17 protein-coding genes and 3 pseudogenes are annotated in these 20,311 nt (G+C 70.3%); 5 read left to right on the plus strand and 15 right to left on the minus strand.

Annotated features, from left to right (window positions below):
• Positions 1-3 precede the first annotated feature (3 nt).
• The 10 genes and pseudogenes from DK412_RS24010 to DK412_RS24055 form a co-directional block, all read right to left on the minus strand.
• Positions 4-1,494 (minus strand): PAS domain S-box protein, encoded by a 1,491-nt coding sequence (locus DK412_RS24010; RefSeq protein WP_109974017.1) that lies wholly within the window; start codon positions 1,492-1,494, stop codon positions 4-6.
• A 375-nt stretch (positions 1,495-1,869) separates the two neighbouring features.
• Positions 1,870-2,103: pseudogene (locus DK412_RS31160) on the minus strand (transposase); the annotation flags it as partial.
• 787 nt (positions 2,104-2,890) lie between these two features.
• Positions 2,891-3,025, minus strand: a pseudogene (locus DK412_RS31165) (DUF1348 domain-containing protein); the annotation flags it as partial.
• 95 nt (positions 3,026-3,120) lie between these two features.
• Positions 3,121-4,071, minus strand: a complete 951-nt coding sequence (locus tag DK412_RS24025) for a class I SAM-dependent methyltransferase (RefSeq protein WP_109974019.1) — start codon at positions 4,069-4,071, stop codon at positions 3,121-3,123.
• 109 nt (positions 4,072-4,180) lie between these two features.
• Entirely contained in the window at positions 4,181-4,729 is a 549-nt protein-coding gene (locus DK412_RS24030) for an alpha/beta hydrolase (protein ID WP_109974020.1), read from the minus strand.
• 44 nt (positions 4,730-4,773) lie between these two features.
• A complete protein-coding gene (locus DK412_RS24035) occupies positions 4,774-5,865 on the minus strand; it encodes a UV damage endonuclease UvsE (RefSeq protein ID WP_109974021.1) in 1,092 nt (363 codons plus the stop codon).
• A gap of 169 nt (positions 5,866-6,034) precedes the next feature.
• The gene (locus DK412_RS24040) at positions 6,035-6,865 is read right to left on the minus strand and encodes a hypothetical protein (protein WP_245447217.1); all 831 of its coding nucleotides are present in this window, start codon (positions 6,863-6,865) and stop codon (positions 6,035-6,037) included.
• A gap of 108 nt (positions 6,866-6,973) precedes the next feature.
• Complete coding sequence (locus tag DK412_RS24045) at positions 6,974-7,372, minus strand: DUF3618 domain-containing protein (RefSeq protein ID WP_109974022.1); 399 nt, start codon at positions 7,370-7,372, stop codon at positions 6,974-6,976.
• The gene (locus DK412_RS24050; protein WP_109974023.1) at positions 7,369-7,794 is read right to left on the minus strand and encodes a phage holin family protein; all 426 of its coding nucleotides are present in this window, start codon (positions 7,792-7,794) and stop codon (positions 7,369-7,371) included. Before DK412_RS24050 ends, DK412_RS24045 begins: the two co-directional genes overlap by 4 nt.
• A 14-nt stretch (positions 7,795-7,808) precedes the next feature.
• The gene (locus DK412_RS24055) at positions 7,809-8,435 is read right to left on the minus strand and encodes a hypothetical protein (protein ID WP_245447219.1); all 627 of its coding nucleotides are present in this window, start codon (positions 8,433-8,435) and stop codon (positions 7,809-7,811) included.
• Between the two features lie 415 nt (positions 8,436-8,850).
• On the opposite strand from DK412_RS24055, the gene DK412_RS24060 reads away from it, so the two are divergent.
• A complete protein-coding gene (locus tag DK412_RS24060; RefSeq protein ID WP_093568457.1) occupies positions 8,851-10,269 on the plus strand; it encodes a trehalose-6-phosphate synthase in 1,419 nt (472 codons plus the stop codon).
• Between the two features lie 267 nt (positions 10,270-10,536).
• Here the strand turns inward: DK412_RS24060 and DK412_RS24070 are convergent, their stop codons facing one another.
• Both DK412_RS24070 and DK412_RS24075 read right to left on the minus strand, forming a co-directional pair.
• Positions 10,537-11,175 (minus strand): TetR/AcrR family transcriptional regulator, encoded by a 639-nt coding sequence (locus DK412_RS24070; RefSeq protein ID WP_109974024.1) that lies wholly within the window; start codon positions 11,173-11,175, stop codon positions 10,537-10,539.
• Positions 11,176-11,270: 95 nt separating this feature from the next.
• Positions 11,271-11,468, minus strand: coding sequence for a hypothetical protein (locus tag DK412_RS24075; protein ID WP_109974025.1), 198 nt, complete (start codon positions 11,466-11,468; stop codon positions 11,271-11,273).
• A gap of 204 nt (positions 11,469-11,672) precedes the next feature.
• Between DK412_RS24075 and DK412_RS24080 the strand changes: the two genes are divergently transcribed.
• A complete protein-coding gene (locus tag DK412_RS24080) occupies positions 11,673-12,239 on the plus strand; it encodes a glutathione peroxidase (protein WP_109974026.1) in 567 nt (188 codons plus the stop codon).
• A 189-nt stretch (positions 12,240-12,428) separates the two neighbouring features.
• On the opposite strand, the gene DK412_RS24085 is transcribed toward DK412_RS24080, so the two are convergent.
• The 3 genes from DK412_RS24085 to DK412_RS24095 all read right to left on the minus strand — a co-directional run bounded on the left by DK412_RS24085 (position 12,429) and on the right by DK412_RS24095 (position 16,897).
• The gene (locus tag DK412_RS24085; RefSeq protein WP_109974027.1) at positions 12,429-14,243 is read right to left on the minus strand and encodes an NADPH-dependent assimilatory sulfite reductase hemoprotein subunit; all 1,815 of its coding nucleotides are present in this window, start codon (positions 14,241-14,243) and stop codon (positions 12,429-12,431) included.
• Between the two features lie 281 nt (positions 14,244-14,524).
• On the minus strand, positions 14,525-16,297 hold the full coding sequence (locus DK412_RS24090; RefSeq protein WP_109974028.1) for a flavodoxin domain-containing protein: 1,773 nt from the start codon (positions 16,295-16,297) through the stop codon (positions 14,525-14,527).
• A 108-nt stretch (positions 16,298-16,405) separates the two neighbouring features.
• A complete protein-coding gene (locus DK412_RS24095; RefSeq protein WP_109974029.1) occupies positions 16,406-16,897 on the minus strand; it encodes an Lrp/AsnC family transcriptional regulator in 492 nt (163 codons plus the stop codon).
• A gap of 213 nt (positions 16,898-17,110) precedes the next feature.
• Here DK412_RS24095 and DK412_RS24100 point away from each other — a divergent pair, with 213 nt between their 5' ends.
• The 3 genes and pseudogenes from DK412_RS24100 to cysN form a co-directional block, all read left to right on the plus strand.
• A complete protein-coding gene (locus DK412_RS24100) occupies positions 17,111-17,959 on the plus strand; it encodes a phosphoadenylyl-sulfate reductase (protein ID WP_109974030.1) in 849 nt (282 codons plus the stop codon).
• On the plus strand, positions 17,956-18,891 hold the full coding sequence (gene cysD, locus DK412_RS24105; RefSeq protein ID WP_109974031.1) for a sulfate adenylyltransferase subunit CysD: 936 nt from the start codon (positions 17,956-17,958) through the stop codon (positions 18,889-18,891). Before DK412_RS24100 ends, cysD begins: the two co-directional genes overlap by 4 nt.
• Positions 18,891-20,297 (plus strand): annotated as a pseudogene (cysN, locus tag DK412_RS31170) (sulfate adenylyltransferase subunit CysN); the annotation flags it as partial. The gene cysD and the pseudogene cysN, both read left to right, overlap by 1 nt.
• Between the last annotated feature and the right edge of the window lie 14 nt (positions 20,298-20,311).

Below are 20,311 nucleotides of genomic sequence, written 5' to 3' on the forward strand. Positions count from 1 at the left end.
CCCTCACCCGGGCGCGGTCCCGCCGGCGGCCTGTTGCGTCGAGACCGGCAGCGCCATGGTGCAGTGGACGCCGTCCGCCCGCAGCGCGTAGGTCGTCTCGGCGCCGAGCTGATAGGGGAGCACCCGCTCGATCAGCTCGCGGCCGGATCCGTTCTCCCGCGGGCCGGCCGGCATCGCGACGTGGCGCTCGCGCCAGTCGACGTGGAGCCAGGGCTCGGGCCGGCGCGCCAGGCGCCAGCGGATGTCGAGCCGCCCGTCGGGCTGGGAGAACGCTCCGTACTTGATCGCGTTGGTGGCGAGCTCGTGCAGGGCGAGCGCGAAGGCCTGCACCGTGGAGGAGCGTAAGGAGACGCCCGTCGGCCCGTCCAGGGTGACGCGCCCGGCACCGCCGTTCAGGGCCGCGAGCTCGATGCGCAACAGTTCGTCGAAGGTGACGCGCTCCCCCTCCGCCAGGCGCGACAGCAGGTCCTGGACGCGGGCCAGGGCGGCCAGCCGATCGCCGAAGCGGGCGCTGAAATCGGCGAGATCGGTCGAGCGCGCCATGATCTTGTCGGCCAGCGCGCGGAGCACGCCGAGGAGGTTGCGGGTCCGGTGCTGCAGCTCGGCGACCAGGGCCTGCTGGCGCTCCTGCAGGACGCGCAGGTCCTGGATGTCGATGGCCGCACCGAACCAGTGGGTGATGGCCCCGTCCAGGCCGCGGATCGGCACCTGCCGCACCAGGTGCCAGCGATGGGCGCCGTCGGTCCGGCGGATGCGCTGCTGGCGCTCGACCGGCGTGCCGGTCGCGTAGGCGTGGGCGAAGGCCGCGCGGGTCGCCTCGACGTCGTCGGGATGGATCGCGTCGAGCCAGCCGTCATTCTGAAGGGCGGCGCGATCCTGGCCGGTATAGGACCGCCAGCGGTGGTTGATGGCGGTGTTGTTGCCTTCGGCGTCGCACCACCACAGGATCGCCGGGACGAGCTCGACGGCCATCCGCAGGCGCTCCTCGCTGTCGCGCAGGGCCCGCTCGGCCTCCTCGCGCCGCCGGTCGGTGAGGATGCGCCCGGTCGTCTCGGTGGCGATGTTGAGGACGCCGCCGACCGACCCGTCCGCCAGCAGGATCGGATCGAAGCTGAAGCTGAACCAGGCATCCTCGATCCGGCCGGCGCGGTCGAGCGGGAGGCGACGGTCCCGGACCTGGGCGGCGCCTTGGCCGGCGAGGACGCCCGCGAGCATCGGCCCGATCTCGGGCCAGATCTCGGGAAAGACCTCGCGCGCCGGCCGGCCGAGGGCGACTTCGTGCTTCGCGCCGACGAGCCGGCGCCACGCGTCGTTGAAGACGAGGGCGAGGTCGGCGCCCCAGTAGAGGCCGATCGGGGTCGCGGCCGGGAGGATGAGGTCGATCGCGGCCCGCAACGGCGACGGCCAGGCCTCGACGGGCCCGAGCGTCGTCGCGGACCAATCGTGGTCCCGGATGCGCCGGGCCATCTCGCCGTCGCCTGACGGCCACGTCATGATGGCATCACCGTGACGGTTCGATCATCATGACAGGTCCCTCCCGCCCCGCTCGTTCCGCCGGACGGTATGTCCGCTCGTCGACCGTAGGCCGACGGTCGGCGAGCGATGCTCCCCGTGTCCCGGCCAGGCCGCGGTGTCGAGCCGCCCCTGGGCAGGCCCGATCCGGAGGAGGGCACTGCCCCGCGGCGCCCGCCGGCGCGACGCGCGGCGTCAGGCCACCGCCGCCCGCTTCTGCAGGCTCAGCAGCATGTTGGCGATCTGGCGCACCTGCAACTCGCTGTCCTGCAGTTCCTTCTTGCGGGCGCCGCCATAGGCGAACTCGTCATGGTCGATGCCCGGGACCGGCAGGCCGGACTCCTCGAAATAATGCTCGAGGCGAGTGAGGAGTTGCCCCCAGACGCCGAGGCGCGACCAGCGGATGAAGGTCTGGGCCGCCATCCACCACGGGCCGTAATGGGCGGGAACGGCGCGCCAGTTGGTATCGTGCCAGTGGCGCCAGAGTATCGCGTCGATGGTCCGTTTGAGATCGTGAGGCTGCGTCTTGCCGCGAGGCCTGCAGCCTTCGAGCAAGGGCACGAGCACCGCCCACTGCGCCTCCGTCAGCATAAACATCCCCTCGCTCCTGGTTCCGCCGGGAATCATATTACCAAGGGTAATCTGCCACTTCAATCGGGCTGCCCACCTTCGGCTGAGTTTTGTTGACTCGCCGCAACATGGGAATTGGCGAGGATCGTTTGTGTTCGAACATGCTGGAAGAGGGCGATTGCATCATATTACTATTTAGAATAGGCATTTCGGTATGTAACTACTTATCAATTAACAAAAAATCGATGCAAGCATAGCGCGGCTGCCAAGGGCGTACCGCGAAGCGGATCGCGGCGCAAAGCTGCCGTTGATGCCGCGACATCACCGATCGGCATCGCTCCCGCGCCGCGCGTTTATTTTTTCGAAGCCGGCGAACGATGAATGTTGTCGATCGGAATGACGATGTTCTTGCAGTCAACTCTCGTTGCATCGCATCAAGTCGAATGCCTCGGGTCGTTTGTTAGTCCTTGGGACAGGCAACCGCGCGAACCATGCGACGTCTGACGATATGGCGGTACCGCTGCACCGCAACACTGATCAGGCGTTCGGGCGGCAAGAATGCAACGCATTCGGGGAGGAGCGTGCCCGATCGACCTCGGCAGAACGGCGCGTGGCGCATTCGGGCCGTCGAGGAACAGTGCCACTCGCGTCGCACCCGGCCGATTGCTTCGGGCCGCCGCGGCTTGATCGTTGTCGCGACGCTACGAGCCTTGCTTCGCCCGGATGCGGACCGGTCGCGACGTGGCTCGCCGCCGAAGCGCGATGACCGTCGGTCCCGGGCATGTCCGGGGCCGCGACGACGCCCCGCTCAGAAACCGAGATGGCTGAGCCCGGGATGGTCGTCCGACCGGCGGCCCAGGGGCCAGTGGGAGCGGCGGTCGGCGTCCGCGATGGGCTGCTCGCTGATGCCGGAATGGCGGACACGCAGCAGCCTGTCCCCGGCGAGGCATACCTTCGGGACGGCGCTCTCCTCGGAACGCTCCGGAGGGACAGAGCGGCGCGGACCCCGCGTCGACGCCGATCCGGACGCCGCGCCCGCTATTCCTTGTGCGCGAACAGGTAGGTGCCGCTCGCCAGCTCCATGTTCTTCTGGTCGCCGAGCTGCGTCACGTAGGGCTCCTGGAGGAGCGAGAGCGGGTCGGCGGTGAAGTCGGAGAGGCGGCGCGACAGGAAGCGCTTGCGCACGTCCGGCGGCAGGCCGGCGGCCCAGGACTGGATGATCCAGGTCAGGCTCCAGATCGGCAGCAGCGAAGCCGGGACGTATTGGTGGTCGATGGCGAGCTGGCCGGAAAACAGGTTGCGCAGGCCCTCGCCGGTCATGTTGTAGTAATGGTGCGGGTAGCCGTGCAACGGCTGCAGGAACGGCACCGCGCAGACCAGCCGCCCGCCGGGCTTGAGCACCCGGGCGATCTCGCGGGCGCAGGCGAAGGGATCGCGGACGTGCTCCAGCACCGCGATCGAGATCACCCCGTCGAAGCTGGCATCGCGGAACGGCAGAACCTCGCCGATGCCGAGCACGTCGGTGGTGTCGTAATCGGCGATCTCGAGGTTGACGACGTTGGCGTAGTAGCGGTCGCGCCGGCCGGCGCCGCAATCGAGGATCAACCCGTCCGGGTGAGCCGCGATCAGCTCCTGCACGTGACCGTCATAGGCGTTCTGCGAGACGTTCGGGCTGTCCTCGGCACCCGAGAGGGTGCGCAGCTCCTCGCTCAGGTAGTCGTACTTCTCGCCGAGGCGGCGATGGGGCAGGTCGTCCCGCATCAGCGGCGCCAGCCGCGCGAGCTTGTCCGCCCGCATCGCGTCCAGCCCCTCGGGCAGGCGGCTCTGGCGCCGGCCCTGGCGCAGGCCGTGACGCTCGAAATGCGCCCGGCCGCTGGCGAGCCGTCCCTCGCGCACCGCGAGGTGGAGGTCGGGGTTGGCCGCGAGGTAGTCGGCCTCGCGGAAGGTCGCCGCCGTCGCCGGCTCGACCATGTCGAGATAGTGCACCACGGGCGGCCCTGAGCAGGTTTCGCAAAAATGGTCGCCGGTTTTGCGTTAAAAACCGGCGACAAAACAAGACGCTAAGCAGACCTGCGTTGGCCTGCCGACGCAGGTCTGCTTAGAGGCCGCGGAGGAAGCCGGCGAAGCGCATCAGCCCCTCCGGCCAGGGCCCGTGCCCGCTCTCGGCATTGAGATGCCCGGACTCGCCGGCGTCGACGAGCTCGGCCCCCCAGGCGGCGGCGAAGTCTTCGGCGCGGTCGTAAGCCGTGTAGGGGTCGGTGCGGCTCGTCACCAGGACCGACCGGAACGGCAGGGGCGCGCGGGGGATCGGCGCGAAGGCGCGCAAGCCCGCCGGCGTGTCCGGCCGCTCGACGTCCGGCAGCGCGACTAGGAAGGCCCCGGCGACGCTGCCCGGGGGCAGATAGGGCGCGGCCTGCACGCAGGAGATCACGCCCAGGCTGTGGGCGACCAGCACCGCCGGCCGGCTCGCGGCCTGCACCGCCGCGATCACCGCGTCGCGCCAGGCCTCCGGCTCGGGGTGGTCCCAGCTCTCCTGGTGCACCCGGCGGGCGGTCGAGAGCCGCTCCTGCCAGCGGCTCTGCCAGTGGTCGGGCCCGGAATTGGTGTAGCCCGGGACGACGAGGATGTCGCAATCGGCCGATCTCATGCCGCACCGTTACAGCGCCGAGGCCGCAGCGTCGAGGGCCGTGCCTACTCCGCCGCGACCGCCGCCGGGGCCGTGCCGAGGAGGCCGGGGCCGACATGCAGCGCCAGCCCGGTCGAGGCGAGGTTCTTGAGCTTGGCCTCGACCTCGATGTCGCACCAGGCGAGATGGCGGGCGACCAGGTCGTTGAGCGCCCGGTTCCACATCATGTCGGAATGGGCGGCGAGGTCGCGGCCGTTGAGGCCCGATCCGGTGAGCGCGGCGAAGTCGGGCAGGGCGTCGGCGTCGTGGCCGGGCAGCACGTCCTCGCGCGAGACGCTGACATGGCCGACCGGGCGCACCCCGCGCCAGGATTCGATGACCCGGGCGATCCGGGGATCGTCCGGCTCGATGTAGTCGCCGCGGCTCTGGATCCAGTGGTGGTGCAGGTCGAGCACCACCGGCACCCGGTCGGCGAGGCGCAGGACCTCGTCGAGGCCGAAGGAGGATTCGTCGTTCTCGACCGTGACGAGGTCGCGGGCGACCTGCGAGACCCGGTCCAGGTTCTCCCGGAACGCATCGACCCCGGGGTCGCGGGCGCCGACATGGATGTTGACGTGGGCGCCGTGCGGGTGCCAGCCGCCGCCATAGCCCATCATCGCCATCACCTCGGCGTGATAGTCGAGCTCGGCGATGCCGTTCGCGAGCGCCGCCGGGTTGCGGCTCGCCAGGATGCAGAACGGGCCCGGATGCATGCTGAGCCGCACCCCGCCCGCCCGCGCCGCCTCGCCGACCGCCGCGAGCCCGGCCTCGATGGCGCGGCGGAAGTCCGGGTCCGCGTAGAGGTCGCGCACCTCCGGGTGGGTGTAGCCCGGCAGGATCGAGCTCGCGAGGCGGAGCAGCCGCTCCAGCGGCGGCCGGGCCGCCACCCAGGCGACCTGCCGCCCCATCGCCGCGAGGTTGTGCGTCACCACCGCGACCAGCTTCTCGCGCGCCGCGGCCGGATCGAGCTTGCGCAGATGCGCGATCGTCACCGTGGTGACGTTCATCACCATCGCGGCGTCCTTCGCCGCCTTCAGGGTCTTGTGCCGGCCGGGCGGCTCGTCCGGGATGAACTTGCAGCAGAAGCCGAGGCGGGGGGAGGAAGCGGCGGAGATCATGGCCGACAACGCGGCGCGAGCCGGCGCGGGTCCACGCGATACCGACAGGAAGTACGCGCCCGACCCGGGAAAAGGGCTGGCCCGAGAAGAAAATCGGCCCAAGAAAAAGGCCGGCCCCGAGGGGCCGGCCCATGTCGATCGATCGTGGCGACGATCCGCCGTGCCGGGATCAGTGCGTCTGCCGGCCCGGCTCGCCGGTCCCGGTCGGGTTGTGCCCCGGCTGGGCGTGTCCCGGCTGGCCTTGGCCAGGCTGGTTCTTGCGCAGCTCGTCCGAGGCGGCGTTGGCGGCCGCGACGGCGGCGTCCTGGGCCTGGTCGAGCGCAGTCTCGACGAACTGGCGGCCGCGCTCGGTCGCCTCGCGGGCGTAGCGCAGGCCCTGGTCGCGGACCTCGTCGGCGTAGGGGCCGACCGTCCGGTCCTCCTGGCGGGTGCGCGGCAGCAGCGCGCCGAGGAGCATGCCGGCGGCGAGGCCGACGACGCCGACCAGCACCGGGTTCTCGGTGACGAAGCGCTCGACGGCGTTCTGCCCCTGCGCCAGCCGCTCGCTGCCGCGGTCGCGCAGGTCGGCATAACGCTGGGAGCTGGTCTCGATCCGGTCGCTGGCCCAGTCGCGGGCGCGGTCCAGCGTCTCCGAGCCGCGGCCGCCGACGGCGCCGTAGGCCTGGCTCGCCTGGGCGTGGGCGCGGTCGACCGCCTCGTTGGCGCCCTGCCGCAGCCGGTCGGCGGCGGCGTCGGCCTTGGCGCGCAGCTGGTCGGCGGTCTGGCTGATGCGCTCGCCGATGGCCGAGGCGGTGTCGCTCACCCGCTCGGAGGCCCCAGCAGCGGCGTCCTTCAGGGTGTCCTTCACCGTATGGCCGGCGTCGTGCGCCGCGGATTGCGCCGCGTCGAGATTCTGGCGGACGGTGTCGTGGTCCTGGTGCAGGTTGCGCTCGGGCCCGGTGGCGGGGGTGTGGGCCGAGGGTGCGCCCGGATTGGCCGGGTTGATGGTGTGCTCTGCCATGACTCGGGTACTCCCTGGCAGGCCTTGCGAGGGCGGGACTTGAGCCGTCGGGGCCTGCGACCAATCGAAGGTTCGAGAGGGGCGCCGGCCCTCGGGGCCGGCGCCGCCTTACATCCGCATGCCGCCGGCGACGCGGTCCGTGGCCGGGTGGGCGGTCGGCCGGTCGGGGTCGTAGACCCGGGCGGTCCCGGTATTCAGCACCGGCACGGCCTCCGCCCCGTTCATCGTGGCGTCGAGGTGCTGGCGGCGCTGCGTGTCCCGGGCGACGCGGTGGATGAGCCAGCCCACCCCGGCGACGATCAGCATGACCGGGACGGGGTTGCGCCGCACCGCCGCCAGCGCCCCGTCGTAGAGGCCGCTCATCGACGGGTTCTGCCGCACCGTGCCGAGCATCTCGTCGACGATGCTGGCCGGCGAGAGCCGGCCCTGGATCTGGTCGATGGTCCGGTCGAGCCGGGCCCGGGTCTCCTCGATGTCGTGTTCGAGCTCGTTGATCGACTGGGTCATCCCGACACCCTCTCGGACAGGACCCTCGCATCCTGGCGCACCTGGCGCGTCGTGCGGGTCGGCGTCAGCGTGGACAGGGACATGGCGCTGCGGCCCCACAGGGCGAGCCCGATGCCGATCGCCAGGAAGACCGCCCCGACGATCAGGGCGGCGAGCGCCTCGGAATTGACCACCGTGGCGAGCCACTTCACCAGGGCGTCGGTGAGCACCAGGAGGGCGACGACGGCGAAGACCGCCGCCCCCACCATCATGCCGAGCCCGAGGAACAGCGACCTCAGGTTGTTCGACATCTCGGTGCGGAAGAGGGCGATCTCCTTGCGGGCGAGGTCGGTGGTCTCGCGCAGGGCGTCGCCGAGGAGCCCCTGGATGCTCCCGGGGGCTCCGGTGCCGCCGATCGGGCGGCCGTCGGTGGGGTCGGCCATCGCGGCTCCTCCCGTCAGGCCGAGTAGCGCGGGCCGGACGCGCCGGTCCGGTAGGGATCGGGCCGGGCGGTCTCCGGCTCGCTGTGGGCGCCCGGCACGTCCCGGTGGCGCGCGGCGTAGGGATCGTACGAGGTGCCGCGCGCCCGATCGGCACCGACCTCAGGACCCCGCGCGAAGGCCTCGCGGCCGTCGAGAACGTGCGCGGGATGGGCCGAGGCGCGGATGAAGCGGGCGGCGAGGAAGCCGGTGAGGAAGGTCGCCACCGCGACGGCCGCCGGCCGGCGCCGGGCCACCGCCTCGATCTCGCCGTAGAAATCCTCGAAGCTGCGCTCGCGGATCGAGCCGGAGAGCTGCTCCAGGCCGTCGGCGGCACTGTCGAAGAACGCCTTCACGTTCGGCTGCTGGTCGAGCTTGCCGCCGGAATCGCGCAGGGCCTGGGCGAGGTCGGAGACCGACTGGGCGGCGTCGCCCTTGCGCCGGTCGACGTAGCCGTGGACCTGCTCGCGGGCCGACTCGACCAGGCTGAAGCCGCGCTCCATCGCGACGTCGCCGAGCTGGCGCACATCCGACCGCAGGTCGTTCCAATCCGCCGGGCGCTCTTCACCGGTCCGGTGCTGTCCGTTCTCGTAACCCGCGCTCATCAGGCAACTCCGTTCTCGGCTGGCGCGGCCGGCAGGCCGGACCGGCCACCGCGCCGACCACATGCGACGATATTGCGGGTAACAGCAGCCAAGGCGCCCGGTTCCGGCCTGAACGAAGGTGGAATCGCGGCGGGATTCCTGTGGAGCGCCGGGCACAGCCCGAACGGGTACCAACCCCGCCCGATTCGCCGAAAGGGTTGACCAATTCGTGCGGATCGCGCTTGCTGCCGGTGCGTTTTCTCCGTCGGGGGCGGATGGACGCGGCGACGTTCCCGCTCCATTGGGTCCCCTGTCGACCACCACGCGGTCGGCAAGGGACCCGGGGTCATTAATTTTGCCGCATTTCCTTCGACGAACCGGTGTCCACGTCGTCGGAAAATGCTCTAGGTCCGTGAAGCCGGAGTCCATACCCGCCGTGTCACGCCTCATCATCGTGTCGAATCGCGTCGCCGTCCCGGAATCGGGCTCCAAGGCGGTCGCGGCCGGCGGGCTCGCCGTCGCCCTCAAGGAGGCGTTCACCGCCTACAAGGGGCTGTGGTTCGGCTGGAGCGGCAAGATCACCGACAACCCGTCCTCCGAGCCGGTCATCGCCGACCGGGGGAGGGTGCAGTACGCGGTGATGGACCTCTCGCCCCAGGACCACCGCGAGTATTACAGCGGCTTCGCCAACCGGGCGCTCTGGCCGATCATGCATTACCGCCTCGGCTTGGCGGCGTTCTCGCGGGCCGATTATGCCGGATACCAGCGCGTCAACCGGATCTTCGCCCAGGCGCTCGCCGGGCTGATCGAGCCCGGCGACCTGATCTGGGTCCACGACTACCACCTGATCCCCCTCGCCTCGGAGCTCCGGGGCCTCGGGGTCTCGAACCCGATCGGCTACTTCCACCACATCCCGTGGCCGTCGGGCGAGGTGTTCAACACCCTGCCGGCCTCGACCGAGCTTTTGCGCGCGGTCTCCGACTACGACCTGATCGGCCTCCAGACCGACAGCGACGTCCACAACCTCTCGCGCAACCTCGTCGACGAGCTGCGGGCGATCCCGCTCGGCGGCGGCTCGCTGATGGTCGACGGGCGCCGCACCCGCATCCGCAGCTTCCCGATCGGCATCGACGTCGACGGCTTCCGCCAGGCCGCCGAGCGCGCCGGCATGAACCGCACCGTGCGCGACACGGTGGCGGGCCTGCGCACCCGCAAGCTCCTGATCGGCGTCGACCGGCTCGACTACTCGAAGGGCGTTCCGGAGCGCATGGAAGCGGTCGAGCGCTTCTTCGCCTCGAATCCCGACCAGCGCGGCAACGTCGTCTTCCTGCAGATCGCCCCGAAGTCGCGCACCGAGGTGCCCGAATACGAGCAGCTCAGCCGCGACGTGAACGAGGTCTTGGGCAACATCAACGGCTCGCTGGGCGAGCCGTCCTGGACACCGATCCAGTACGTCACCAAGGCCTATCCGCGGGCGGTGCTGGCCGGGCTCTACCGCGCGGCGCGGGTCGGCGTCGTCACGCCGATGCGCGACGGCATGAACCTCGTCGCCAAGGAATACGTCGCCGCCCAGAGCGAGGACGATCCGGGCGTGCTGGTGCTGTCGAAATTCGCCGGCGCGGCCCGGCAGCTGCCCGAGGCGCTGCTGGTCAACCCCTACGACCGGTTCGAGGTGGCGGAGGCCATCCGCGCCGCCCTCTACATGCCCAAGGCCGAGCGCGTGGAGCGCTGGAAGCCGATGTTCGAGCGCATGGCGCGCGAGGACGTGGATTGGTGGGCGAGGAGCTATCTCGGCGAGTTGGAAGGTTTCCGCACGGTCGAACGCGAGCCGCCGGCGGCGGCGGAGGCGCGGTAAGACTGAAGCGCGGGCGTCGCCCACCCGAACCCTCCCCCCTCTGCGGGGGAGGGTGCCCTGCGAAGGCAGGGCGGGAGAGGGGACGCCGCTTCCGGAGAAGTCGCGGCCGTGATGACGGGCGCCGCCTGGATCAGCTTCGCGCTGCCCCTCTTGCGGGACTTCGTCCCGGCCCGCCCCCTGCTGACACAGGGGCCACCCTCCCCCGCTGCGGGGGGAGGGTTGATCCGCTGTGAACGTCGAGTTGTTTTCGTAGAACGTGGCGGTAACCTAACCCGCCTGCGGCCCACCCCGCCCGGCCTTCAGCGCGCCCATCAGGAACCCGATCATCGCGTCGAGCGCCGGGACGAAATCCTCCGGGCACTGCACCACCAGCACCGGGTGGCAGAAGCGCACGATCGCCGTGTGGACGCAGCGCGCCGCCACCGCCGGATCCTCGACCGCGAACTCCCCCCTTGCGGTACCGTCGGCGATGACGCGTTCCAGCACGGCGGTGATCCGGTCGACGTGGTGGCGGCAGACGTCCCAGCTCTCGGACATCGCCGCCTCGATCATCTCGTGCATGCGCGGGTGACCGGTGAAGCGGCCGACGGCGTCGCGGTGCAGGAAGACGATGATCTCGCGCAGGCGGGCCTCGGCGGGAAGACCGGGCCGGTCGGCGAGGCCTGCGATCCGCGCCTCGACCTCGCCGATCAGGCGGGCGACCACCGCCTCGTTGATCGCCTTCTTCGAGTCGAAGAAGCGGTACACGTTGGCCGGGCTCATCCGCAGCGTCTTGGCGATGTCGGCCACCGTGGTCTTCTGGTAGCCGATCTCACGAAAGAAGCGCTCCGCCGTCGCCAGGATGCGGCAGCGGGTATTGGGCACCGTTTCCTCGACCGGAGAGGATGCGGACAGGGCAGGGATCATCCGCGAAGCCTATCGTGCCGATCACAGGTAGGTCAAAAGGCACCGGCGACCTTCGCGCGGGGTGTGGCATCTCTGCGTCACCCCGTGCCGCCTCGTCAGGAGCCGAACTGCGAACCCAGCCGCTCTAGATACTCGGCGAGATCGACGCCGCCGACCTTCTTGCCGTAGTCGAACCGCATGCCGGGCCGGATCGCCACGCTCTCGCGCAGGGTCGTCAGCGTGACCGGCCGGGTGCAGACCCAGGCTCCGTCACGGCGATGCTCGAAACAGTCCAGGATCTCGTGCCCGCCCATCTCCGTCCTCCCGGTCAATCCTGCCGGAACAACGTGACAGTCGCGGGGAAGTTCACGGGAAGTTGCGTCCGATCATACGGCCAAGTCGCATGGCAAAGTCGCACGGCCATGAGCAAGCTTGAGCATACGCGACCGCTTGCGCCGTCCCCGGCATCGGGGGACAATCGGGCGAGTTCCGCAAGAGAAAGCATCAAGAGGAAGATCATGCCGGTCGTCCGCCGCGAGGCCCTTTGTCTGATCGCCGGGGCGCTCGCCCTGCCGGCCCGGGCCGCGCCGCTGCAGAGCGGTGCGACCGCCTCCGCCTTCGGCTTCGCGAAGCCGGAGGGCGGCACCCTGGCGTTGGCCGCGCATGCCGGGAAGCCGATCCTGGTGGTCAACACCGCCACCGCCTGCGGCTACGCCCCGCAATTCGCCGGCCTGCAGCAGCTCTGGACCCGGTTCGGCCCGCGCGGGCTGACGGTGATCGCGGTGCCCTCGCCGGAATTCGGGCATCAGGAGCCCCTCGACGGGGTGGCGATCGCCGAGGCCGCGCGCAAGAACCACGGCGTCACCTTCCCGGTGACCGCCAAGACCAGCGTGACCGGGCCGCAGGCGCATCCGTTCTACCGCTGGGCCGCCGCCGAGAAGCCGGCCGAGACCCCGCGCTGGAACTTCCACAAGTACCTCGTCGGCCGCGACGGCCACGTGTCCGCCGCCTTCGCGACGCCGGTCGAGCCGACCGATCCGCGAGTGATCGCGGCGATCGTCAGAGAGTTGGATGCGGTGGGGTGAGGGCTGTCCGTCCATCGGAGTTTGCCACGACGGACGTGACACCCTCCGGGTCATCCCGGGGCTCGCCGAAGGCGAGAACCCGGGACGACGCAGAGAGTTTGCTCGGGAGGCGCAGGCCCCCAGGAGCGGAGGTGCTGACGGGCCGGGTTGAGCCTGATGCCTGGAGCACCAGGCCCGTCGCAGACCTGCTCAGGCCACCGCCTTCTGCGGACCCGTCTGCGCGTGGAAGTCCGGCCCGTTGCCGGTCTTCGCCACGTAGCCGGCCCGGATCACGAAGTCGCCGAAGCGCTCGCCCGTCTGCCGGTCCCTGGCGTAGGCGGCGAAGAGCGGGTCGAGCTTAGCCTTGATCTCAGAGGCCGACACGTCGTCGGCGTAGAGCTTGCTCAGCCGCGAGCCGTCGAAGGCGGCGCCGAGATAGAGGTTGTAGCGCTCGGGCCCGCGGCCGACGAGGCCGATCTCGGCGATGAACGGCCGGGCACAGCCGTTCGGGCAGCCGGTCATCCGGATCGTGATGTCGTCCTCGGCGAGGCCGTGGGAGGCCAGGCTCTCCTCGAGCTCGTCGATCAGGCTCGGCAGGTAGCGCTCGCTCTCGGCGAGAGCGAGACCGCAGGTCGGCAAAGCCACGCAGGCGAGGCTGTTGCGGCGAAGCGCCCCCGCGCCGGTGGTCAGGCCGTACTCCTGCACCAGCGCGTCGATCTCCGCCTTCCTGTCCGCCGGAACGTTGGCGATGATGACGTTCTGGTTGCCGGTGAGGCGGAAATCGCCCTGATGGACCTCGGCGATGCGGCGGAGCCCCGCGAGGAATTGCGGCCCGCCCTCGACGTCCTTGATCCGGCCGGACGGGACGTAGAGCGTCAGGTGGTGCTTGCCGTCGTCGCCCGCGACCCAGCCGTAGCGGTCGCCGTTGCCCGAGAAGGTGAACGGCTTCGGATCCGGGAAGGCGCGACCGACGCGCTTCTCGACCTCGGCCCGGAAGGCCTTCAGGCCGTAGCGCTCGATCGTGTACTTCAGGCGGGCGTTCTTGCGGACGTTGCGGTTGCCCCAGTCGCGCTGGACGGTCATCACCGCCTCGGCGACCTTGAGGGCATAGTCCGGCTCGCAGAACAGCATCACGTCGGCGGTGCGCGGGAAGGTGTCGGTCTCGCCGTGGGTCATGCCCATGCCGCCGCCGACGGTGACGTTCCAGCCCGTCACCTTGCCCTTCTTGTCGAGGATCGCGATGAAGCCGAGGTCGTGGGCATAGACGTCGACCTCGTTGGAGGGCGGCACCGCCACGATGGTCTTGAACTTCCGCGGCAGGTAGGTCTTGCCGTAGACCGGCTCGACCTCGGCCGCATCCTCGCCGCCGACCACGCGCTCACCGTCGAGCCAGATCTCGCGCCAGGCATTGGTCTTCGGCAGGAGGCTGTCGGAGATGTCCTTCGCCAGCTTGTAGGCCGCCTCGTGGGCGCCCTTCTGGGCCGGGTTCGTCGCCGCCATCACGTTGCGGTTGACGTCGCCGCAGGCCGCGATCGTGTCGAGCAGCGCCGAATCGATCGCCGCCATCGTGCGCTTGAGGTTCGACTTGATGACGCCGTGATACTGGAAGGTCTGGCGCGTCGTCGCCCGCAGGGTGCCGTTGGCGTAGGTGCGGGCGATCTCGTCGAGGATCAGCCACTGCTTCGGCGTCACGACGCCGCCGGCGATGCGCAGGCGGATCATGAACGAATAGGCCTTGTCGAGCTTCTTCTTGGTCCGCTCAGGCCGCAGGTCGCGGTCGTCCTGCAGGTACATCCCGTGAAACTTCACGAGCTGCCCGTCATCGTCGGAAATCGCGCCGGTGGCGTTCTTCAGAAGCCCCTCGGCGAGCGTGCCGCGCAGGTAGCCGCTGGCGATCTTGATGTGCTCGTTGGCCGACAGCTTGGCGGCCCGGGCGGCCTCCGCGTCGGTGATCGGGCGCTCGGTCGGCGGCGTCTCGTAGACGCGCTCGGTGGTCTGGGTCTCGGCGGTCTTGTGGTCGGCCATGGGGGAGGTGTCCGTTCGGTCGCCGGGTACGGCGCGTAATCTACCGGCATCTCCAGCGCGCAACAGCGCCGGATGAGACGCGGGATCCCCTCTCCCGAGTGGGAGAGGGGTAGGGGCGATCGAAGATCGCGCAGGGTGGCGCGGCTTCAGGACGATCCACTAAACGTCAAGCTGCGCAGCTCGACGGTTCAGGGTCATTGCGGAGACCGAGCCACCCTCACGCGGGATCTTCGATCCCCACGGCCCCCCTCCCACACGGGAGAGGGGAGGCAGTGCGAGTCCTAGTACACGTCCTGCTGGTAGCGGTGGCCGCGCTCCAGGCCGGCGACGGCGGCTTCCGCAGCCGCGGCGTCGAGACCCTTCACGTCGGCGAAGGCCCGCACCAGCGCCGCCCGGACGTCCTTGGCCATCGCCTTGGCGTCGCCGCAGACGTAGAAGTGGGCGCCGCCGTCGAGCCAGGACACCAGCTCCCGGCGCTGCTCCCAGATCCGGTCCTGGACGTAGATCTTCTCGGGCTGGTCGCGGGAGAAGGCGACGTCGATGCGCTTGAGCGAGCCGTCCTCCAGGGCCTCCTGCCATTCGAGCTGGTACAGGAAGTCGTGGGTGAAGTGGCGGTCGCCGAAGAACAGCCAGTTGCGGCCGGGCGCCTCGGTGGCGCGGCGCTCCTGCACGAAGGCGCGGAACGGCGCCACGCCGGTGCCGGGGCCGACCATGATGATGTCGGTGGCCGGATCCTTCGGCAGGCGGAAATGCTTGTTCGGCTTCACCCGCACCTTCAGCTTGGCGCCGCTGCGGATCCGGTCCGCCACGTGGACCGAGGCGACGCCGGTGCGCGCGCGGTCATGGGTGGTGTAGCGCACCGCCGCGATGGTCAGGTGGGCCTCGTCGCCGACCTCGGCCCGCGAGGAGGCGATCGAGTAGGCCCGCGGCGGCAGCGGCCGGGTGATGTCCGAGAGATGCTGCGCGGTCAGCTTCGCCGGGTAGGTCTCGATCAGGTCGATGAGGTGCCGGCCCTCGATCCAGGCCCGGACCTCGTTCGACTCGATCAGGCGGCGCGCCTCCTCGTGGCCGGTGGCCTTGACGAAGCGCTCGACCGTCGCGGCCGAGAGGGTGGTGATGTCGCGCTCGGCGAGCAGCGCCTGGCGTAAGGCGGAATCGCCCTCGAGGCCCGCGGCCTTCAGGATCTGGTCGACCAGGGCCGGATCGTTCTCGGGGTAGAGTTCGAGGGAATCGCCGGGCTCGTATGCCGGGGCCGCGTCCTCGAAGGCCAGCGCGAGGTGGATCGTCTCCTTGTCGGAGCGCGACGAGTTGAGATTGACGTGCTCGATCACCTCGACGGTGACCGGCTCGCGGCTGACCTCGGCGTCCTCATCGGCGGTGCTGCGGGCGAAATCCACCGCCACGACGTTGCCGGCCGGCTCGGCCGGAGCCAGCGCCTTGAGGGCGTCCTTGATCCAGGCGGCGGCCGGCTTGTCGAAGTCGAGGTCGCAATCGATCCGCGGCAGCACGCGCTTGCCGCCCAGCTCCTCGAACCGGGCGTCGAGGCGCTTCCCGATGGCGCAGAACTCCGCGTAGGAGGTGTCGCCGAGCGCCAGCACGCCGAACTCGACCCCGTCGAGGCGCGGCGCGCCCTCGCCCATGATCTCGCCATAGGCCCGCACGGCCCGGGCCGGCGGCTCGCCCTCGCCCCAGGTGGCGGCGATGACGACGAGGCGCTTCTCCTTCCCGAGCGCGGCCACGTCGAGGTCGGCGAAGTCGACGACCTTCGGCTTGAAGCCGCTCTTGCGCGCGAGCTTCGACACGTCGCCGGCGAGCTTCTCGGAGTTGCCGGACTCGCTGGCGAACACGATCGTCAGCGGCTCGGCGGCCCGCGGCGGGGCGGCCGGGGCCGGGGCCTCGGCGGCGGCCGTGCCGCCGGCGGCGTCGAGGCCGGCGAGGAAGCCCGCCAGCCACGCCCGCTGCAGGGCGGTCGTGGAGCCGAGGGCGGCGTCGAGATGGGCCCGCTCGGCGTCGCCGAAGGGAGCCGTGCGGGGAAGAAGCGCGGAGCGAGACATGCCCGCACAGATGTGCCCGCGCCGCGTCGGAGTCAACCAAAATGTTCTTTTTGAAGAACGACCCCGCGAGAGAACATCATTATCGCCAGCGAGGCCGGAAGGAGAATATTATTTTCCGCCGGCCGCGAGGGGCTGGACGAAGGGGGCCGTCGGAAGCGGCAGAGCGGTGGTGCTCTTCACCTTCTCCATGGCGAAGCGCGACGTCACGTTCTTCAGCGGCAGCACCGCGATGAGGCGCTTGTAGAAGGCGTCGTAGGCCTGCATGTCCGCCACCACGACGCGGAGCATGTAATCCACGTCGCCGGCCATGCGGTAGAATTCCAGCACCTCGGGCATCCCCGAGACGGTGGCGGCGAAGCGCTCCAGCCATTCGCGGGAATGGTCGCTGGTCTCGATCGAGACGAAGACCGTTAACCCTAGCCCCAGTTTCACCGGATCCAGCACCGCCACCCGGCGGTCGATCACCCCGTCCGCCTCGAGGCGCTGAATGCGCTTCCAGCAGGGGGTCTGCGACAGGCCGACGCGCTCCCCGATCTGGGCGATCGACAGGGTGGCGTCGTTCTGGAGCAGGGCGAGGATCTTCAAATCGATGGCATCCACTGCGCGGCTCCGCTTTTGGAGAAGATTCTTTCAAGATTGACCCTCGGGAAGGGAACGGATTTTCTACCCGAGGGTTGGCCGGATCCCGACTATCGCGGGATGCGGGTGCGAAGGGGATGAAAAACTCCAGGATCGCATCCCAGCCATGCCTTGACAGTGTTCGGTATAGCGAACAGTTACCGCTTCACACAAGCAGCCAATCCCGGGCTCCCCATGACCCTTCCCCTCGACCGCGCGGCGCAGGACCTGGCCGCGCGCCTGCGTCCCCTCGCCCTGCCGGCGCGTCTCGCGCTGATCGACGCGACGGTGGACGGCCGCCTGGTCTTCACCACGAGCTTCGGCCTCGAGGATCAGGCGCTCACGCACGCCCTGCGCATGGCGAAGTCGCGCGCCGAGATCGTGACCCTCGATACCGGCCGGCTCTTTCCGGAGACCTACGACGTCTGGGCCGAGACCGAGGCGGCGTATAACTTTCGGATTCGCGCCTACGCGCCGGAGCGCGAGGCGGAGGAAAGCTTCGTCGCGGAATCCGGCATCAACGGCTTCCGCCACTCGGTGGCGGCGCGCCAGGCCTGCTGCGGCTTCCGCAAGGTCGAGCCCCTCGGCCGTGCGCTCGCCGGCGCCGCCGGCTGGCTCACGGGCCTGCGCGCCGGGCAATCGGCCAACCGGGCCGAGACGCCGCTCGCCGAGGCCGACCACGCCCGCGGGTTGATCAAGCTCAACCCCCTGGCCGACTGGACCCGCGAGGCGCTCGCCGAGCTGATCCACCAGAACTACGTGCCCTACAACGTGCTGCACGACCGCGGCTTCCCGTCGATCGGCTGCGCGCCCTGCACCCGCGCCGTCAAGGTCGGCGAGCCCGAGCGGGCCGGCCGCTGGTGGTGGGAGCAGGCGGGCAAGCAGGAATGCGGCCTGCACGTCGCGGGCGCGCCCGGCAGCGCGATCGCTCCCGGCCGCGAGCCCGCCGCTTTCGAGCCGGCACTCTCCGACAGCCAACCCGCGCCCGAATCATCCTCGACCAAGTCTTCCCCGACCAAGACCAACCCGGAGCTGGCCGCATGAGCGCCGCCCTCAAAGTTCGTACGGACGGCCTCGACCGCCTGACCCACCTCCAGCGCCTGGAGGCCGAGAGCATCCACATCATGCGGGAGACGGTCGCCGAGACCGAGAACCCGGTGATGCTGTACTCGATCGGCAAGGATTCCTCGGTCCTGCTGCACCTGGCGCTGAAGGCCTTCGCGCCGGGCCGGCTGCCGTTCCCGCTGCTCCACGTCGACACGACCTGGAAGTTCCGCGAGATGATCGCCTTTCGCGATCAGCGCGCGAAGGAGCTCGGCCTCGACCTCCTCGTCCACACCAACCCGGACGGGCTCGCCCGCGGCATCGGGCCGGTGAGCCACGGCTCCGAGGTCCATACCGACGTGATGAAGACGCAGGCCCTGCGCCAGGCTCTCGACAAGCACAAGTTCGACGCGGCCTTCGGCGGCGCGCGGCGCGACGAGGAGGCCTCGCGCGCCAAGGAGCGCATCGTCTCGTTGCGCACCGCGCAGCACCGCTGGGACCCGAAGCGCCAGCGCGCCGAGCCCTGGCACCTCTACAACATGCGCAAGCAGCGCGGCGAGAGCCTACGGATCTTCCCGCTGTCGAACTGGACCGAGCTCGATATCTGGCTCTACATCGAGCAGGAGAACATCCCGATCGTGCCGCTCTACTTCGCGGCCGAGCGCCCCGTGGTGCAACGCGACGGGCAGCTGATCATGGTCGACGACGAGCGCCTGCCGCTGAACCCCGGCGAGATGCCGGAGACGCGCCTGGTCCGGTTCCGGACGCTGGGCTGCTACCCGCTGACCGGGGCGGTGGAGAGCGACGCCGCGACGCTGCCGGAGATCATCGGCGAGACGCTGGCCGCCCGCACCTCCGAGCGGCAGGGCCGGGTGATCGACAAGGACGGCGCCGGCGCCATGGAGCGCAAGAAGCAGGAAGGTTACTTCTGATGACCGTGCATCAATCCACCCGCGCCTTCGGCTACGAGGCCTTCCTCGCCGCCCACCAGCGGAAGGAAGTGCTGCGGTTCATCACCTGCGGCTCCGTCGACGACGGCAAGTCGACCCTGATCGGGCGCCTGCTGCACGACACCAAGCAGATCTTCGACGACCAGGTCAGCGCACTGGAGCGCGATTCGCGCCGCCACGGCACGCGGGGCGGCGAACTCGACCTCGCGCTCCTCGTCGACGGCCTCCAGGCCGAGCGCGAGCAGGGCATCACGATCGACGTCGCCTACCGGTTCTTCTCGACCGAGCGGCGCTCGTTCATCGTCGCCGACACCCCCGGCCACGTCCAGTACACCCGCAATATGGCGACCGGCGCCTCGACCGCGGAGGTCGCGGTGCTGCTCGTGGATGCGCGCAAGGGCCTGAGCCCGCAGACGAGGCGCCACGCGCTGCTGGTGTCGATGCTCGGCATCCGCCGCGTCGTGCTGGCGGTCAACAAGATGGACCTGATCGGCTGGTCGCAAGATCGGTTCGAGGCGATCGTGGCCGAGTTCCAGGCCTTCGCGAAGGACCTGAACTTCACCGACGTCGCTGGCATCCCGCTCTCGGCGGCGAACGGGGACAACGTCGTGCTGCCCGGCACCGCCGCCCCCTGGTACACCGGCGCGCCGCTGCTCCAGTACCTCGAAGAGGTGCCGGCCCATGTCGAGGAGGAGGTCGCCCCCTTCCGGATGGCGGTGCAGTGGGTCAACCGGCCGAATTCCGACTTCCGCGGCTTCTCCGGCCTGATCGCCTCCGGCGCGGTCGCGGTCGGCGACGCGGTGGTGGTGGCGCCGTCCGGCACCCCGTCCACGGTGGCCCGGATCGTCACCTATGACGGCGACCTCGACCGGGCCATCGCCGGCCAGTCGGTGACCCTGGTGCTCGCCGACGAGGTCGACGCGTCCCGCGGCAGCGTCATCGCGGCGGCGGCGCAAGTCCCGCTGGTGAGCGACCGGCTCGAGGTGCGGCTGTTCTGGGCCAACGAGGCCGAGCTGAAGCCGGGTGCCACCTATCTCGCCAAGGTCGGGACGGTGACGGCGAATGCCGTGGTCGAGGCCGTGCGTGCGCGCATCGACACCGAGACCGGGCAGGGCGTGCCGGCCGACGCGTTGAGCGCCAACGACATCGGCGACGTCTCCTTGAGCCTCGACCGCCAGGTCGCGGTCGACGCCTATCGCCAGAACCGCGACACCGGCAGCCTGATCCTGATCGACCGGGCGACCACCGACACGGCGGCGCTCGGGCTCGTCCAGGCGCCCCAAGCGGCTCCGCAGGGCGGCGCGAAGACCGAGACGCCGAAGTCCGAGACGCCGAGGGCCGAGGCTCCCGCCCGGGGCGGCCTCCTCGGCTCGCTGCGGCGCCTCTTCCGGGCTACGTCCCC

It is taken from the genome of Methylobacterium sp. 17Sr1-1 (assembly GCF_003173775.1).
GTDB lineage: Bacteria > Pseudomonadota > Alphaproteobacteria > Rhizobiales > Beijerinckiaceae > Methylobacterium.

Bases quoted from the DNA above. Each gene is read 5' to 3' on its own strand.
- cysD (WP_109974031.1), top strand. From the start codon at position 17,956: ATGAGCGCCGCCCTCAAAGTTCGTACGGACGGCCTCGACCGCCTGACC.
- DK412_RS24040 (WP_245447217.1), bottom strand. From the start codon at position 6,865: ATGGCAGAGCACACCATCAACCCGGCCAATCCGGGCGCACCCTCGGCC.
- DK412_RS24055 (WP_245447219.1), bottom strand. From the start codon at position 8,435: ATGAGCGCGGGTTACGAGAACGGACAGCACCGGACCGGTGAAGAGCGC.
- DK412_RS24010 (WP_109974017.1), bottom strand. From the start codon at position 1,494: ATGACGTGGCCGTCAGGCGACGGCGAGATGGCCCGGCGCATCCGGGAC.
- DK412_RS24070 (WP_109974024.1), bottom strand. From the start codon at position 11,175: ATGATCCCTGCCCTGTCCGCATCCTCTCCGGTCGAGGAAACGGTGCCC.
- DK412_RS24045 (WP_109974022.1), bottom strand. From the start codon at position 7,372: ATGACCCAGTCGATCAACGAGCTCGAACACGACATCGAGGAGACCCGG.
- DK412_RS24085 (WP_109974027.1), bottom strand. From the start codon at position 14,243: ATGGCCGACCACAAGACCGCCGAGACCCAGACCACCGAGCGCGTCTAC.
- DK412_RS24050 (WP_109974023.1), bottom strand. From the start codon at position 7,794: ATGGCCGACCCCACCGACGGCCGCCCGATCGGCGGCACCGGAGCCCCC.
- DK412_RS24090 (WP_109974028.1), bottom strand. From the start codon at position 16,297: ATGTCTCGCTCCGCGCTTCTTCCCCGCACGGCTCCCTTCGGCGACGCC.
- DK412_RS24035 (WP_109974021.1), bottom strand. From the start codon at position 5,865: ATGATCTCCGCCGCTTCCTCCCCCCGCCTCGGCTTCTGCTGCAAGTTC.
- DK412_RS24030 (WP_109974020.1), bottom strand. From the start codon at position 4,729: ATGAGATCGGCCGATTGCGACATCCTCGTCGTCCCGGGCTACACCAAT.
- DK412_RS24075 (WP_109974025.1), bottom strand. From the start codon at position 11,468: ATGGGCGGGCACGAGATCCTGGACTGTTTCGAGCATCGCCGTGACGGA.
- DK412_RS24100 (WP_109974030.1), top strand. From the start codon at position 17,111: ATGACCCTTCCCCTCGACCGCGCGGCGCAGGACCTGGCCGCGCGCCTG.
- DK412_RS24080 (WP_109974026.1), top strand. From the start codon at position 11,673: ATGCCGGTCGTCCGCCGCGAGGCCCTTTGTCTGATCGCCGGGGCGCTC.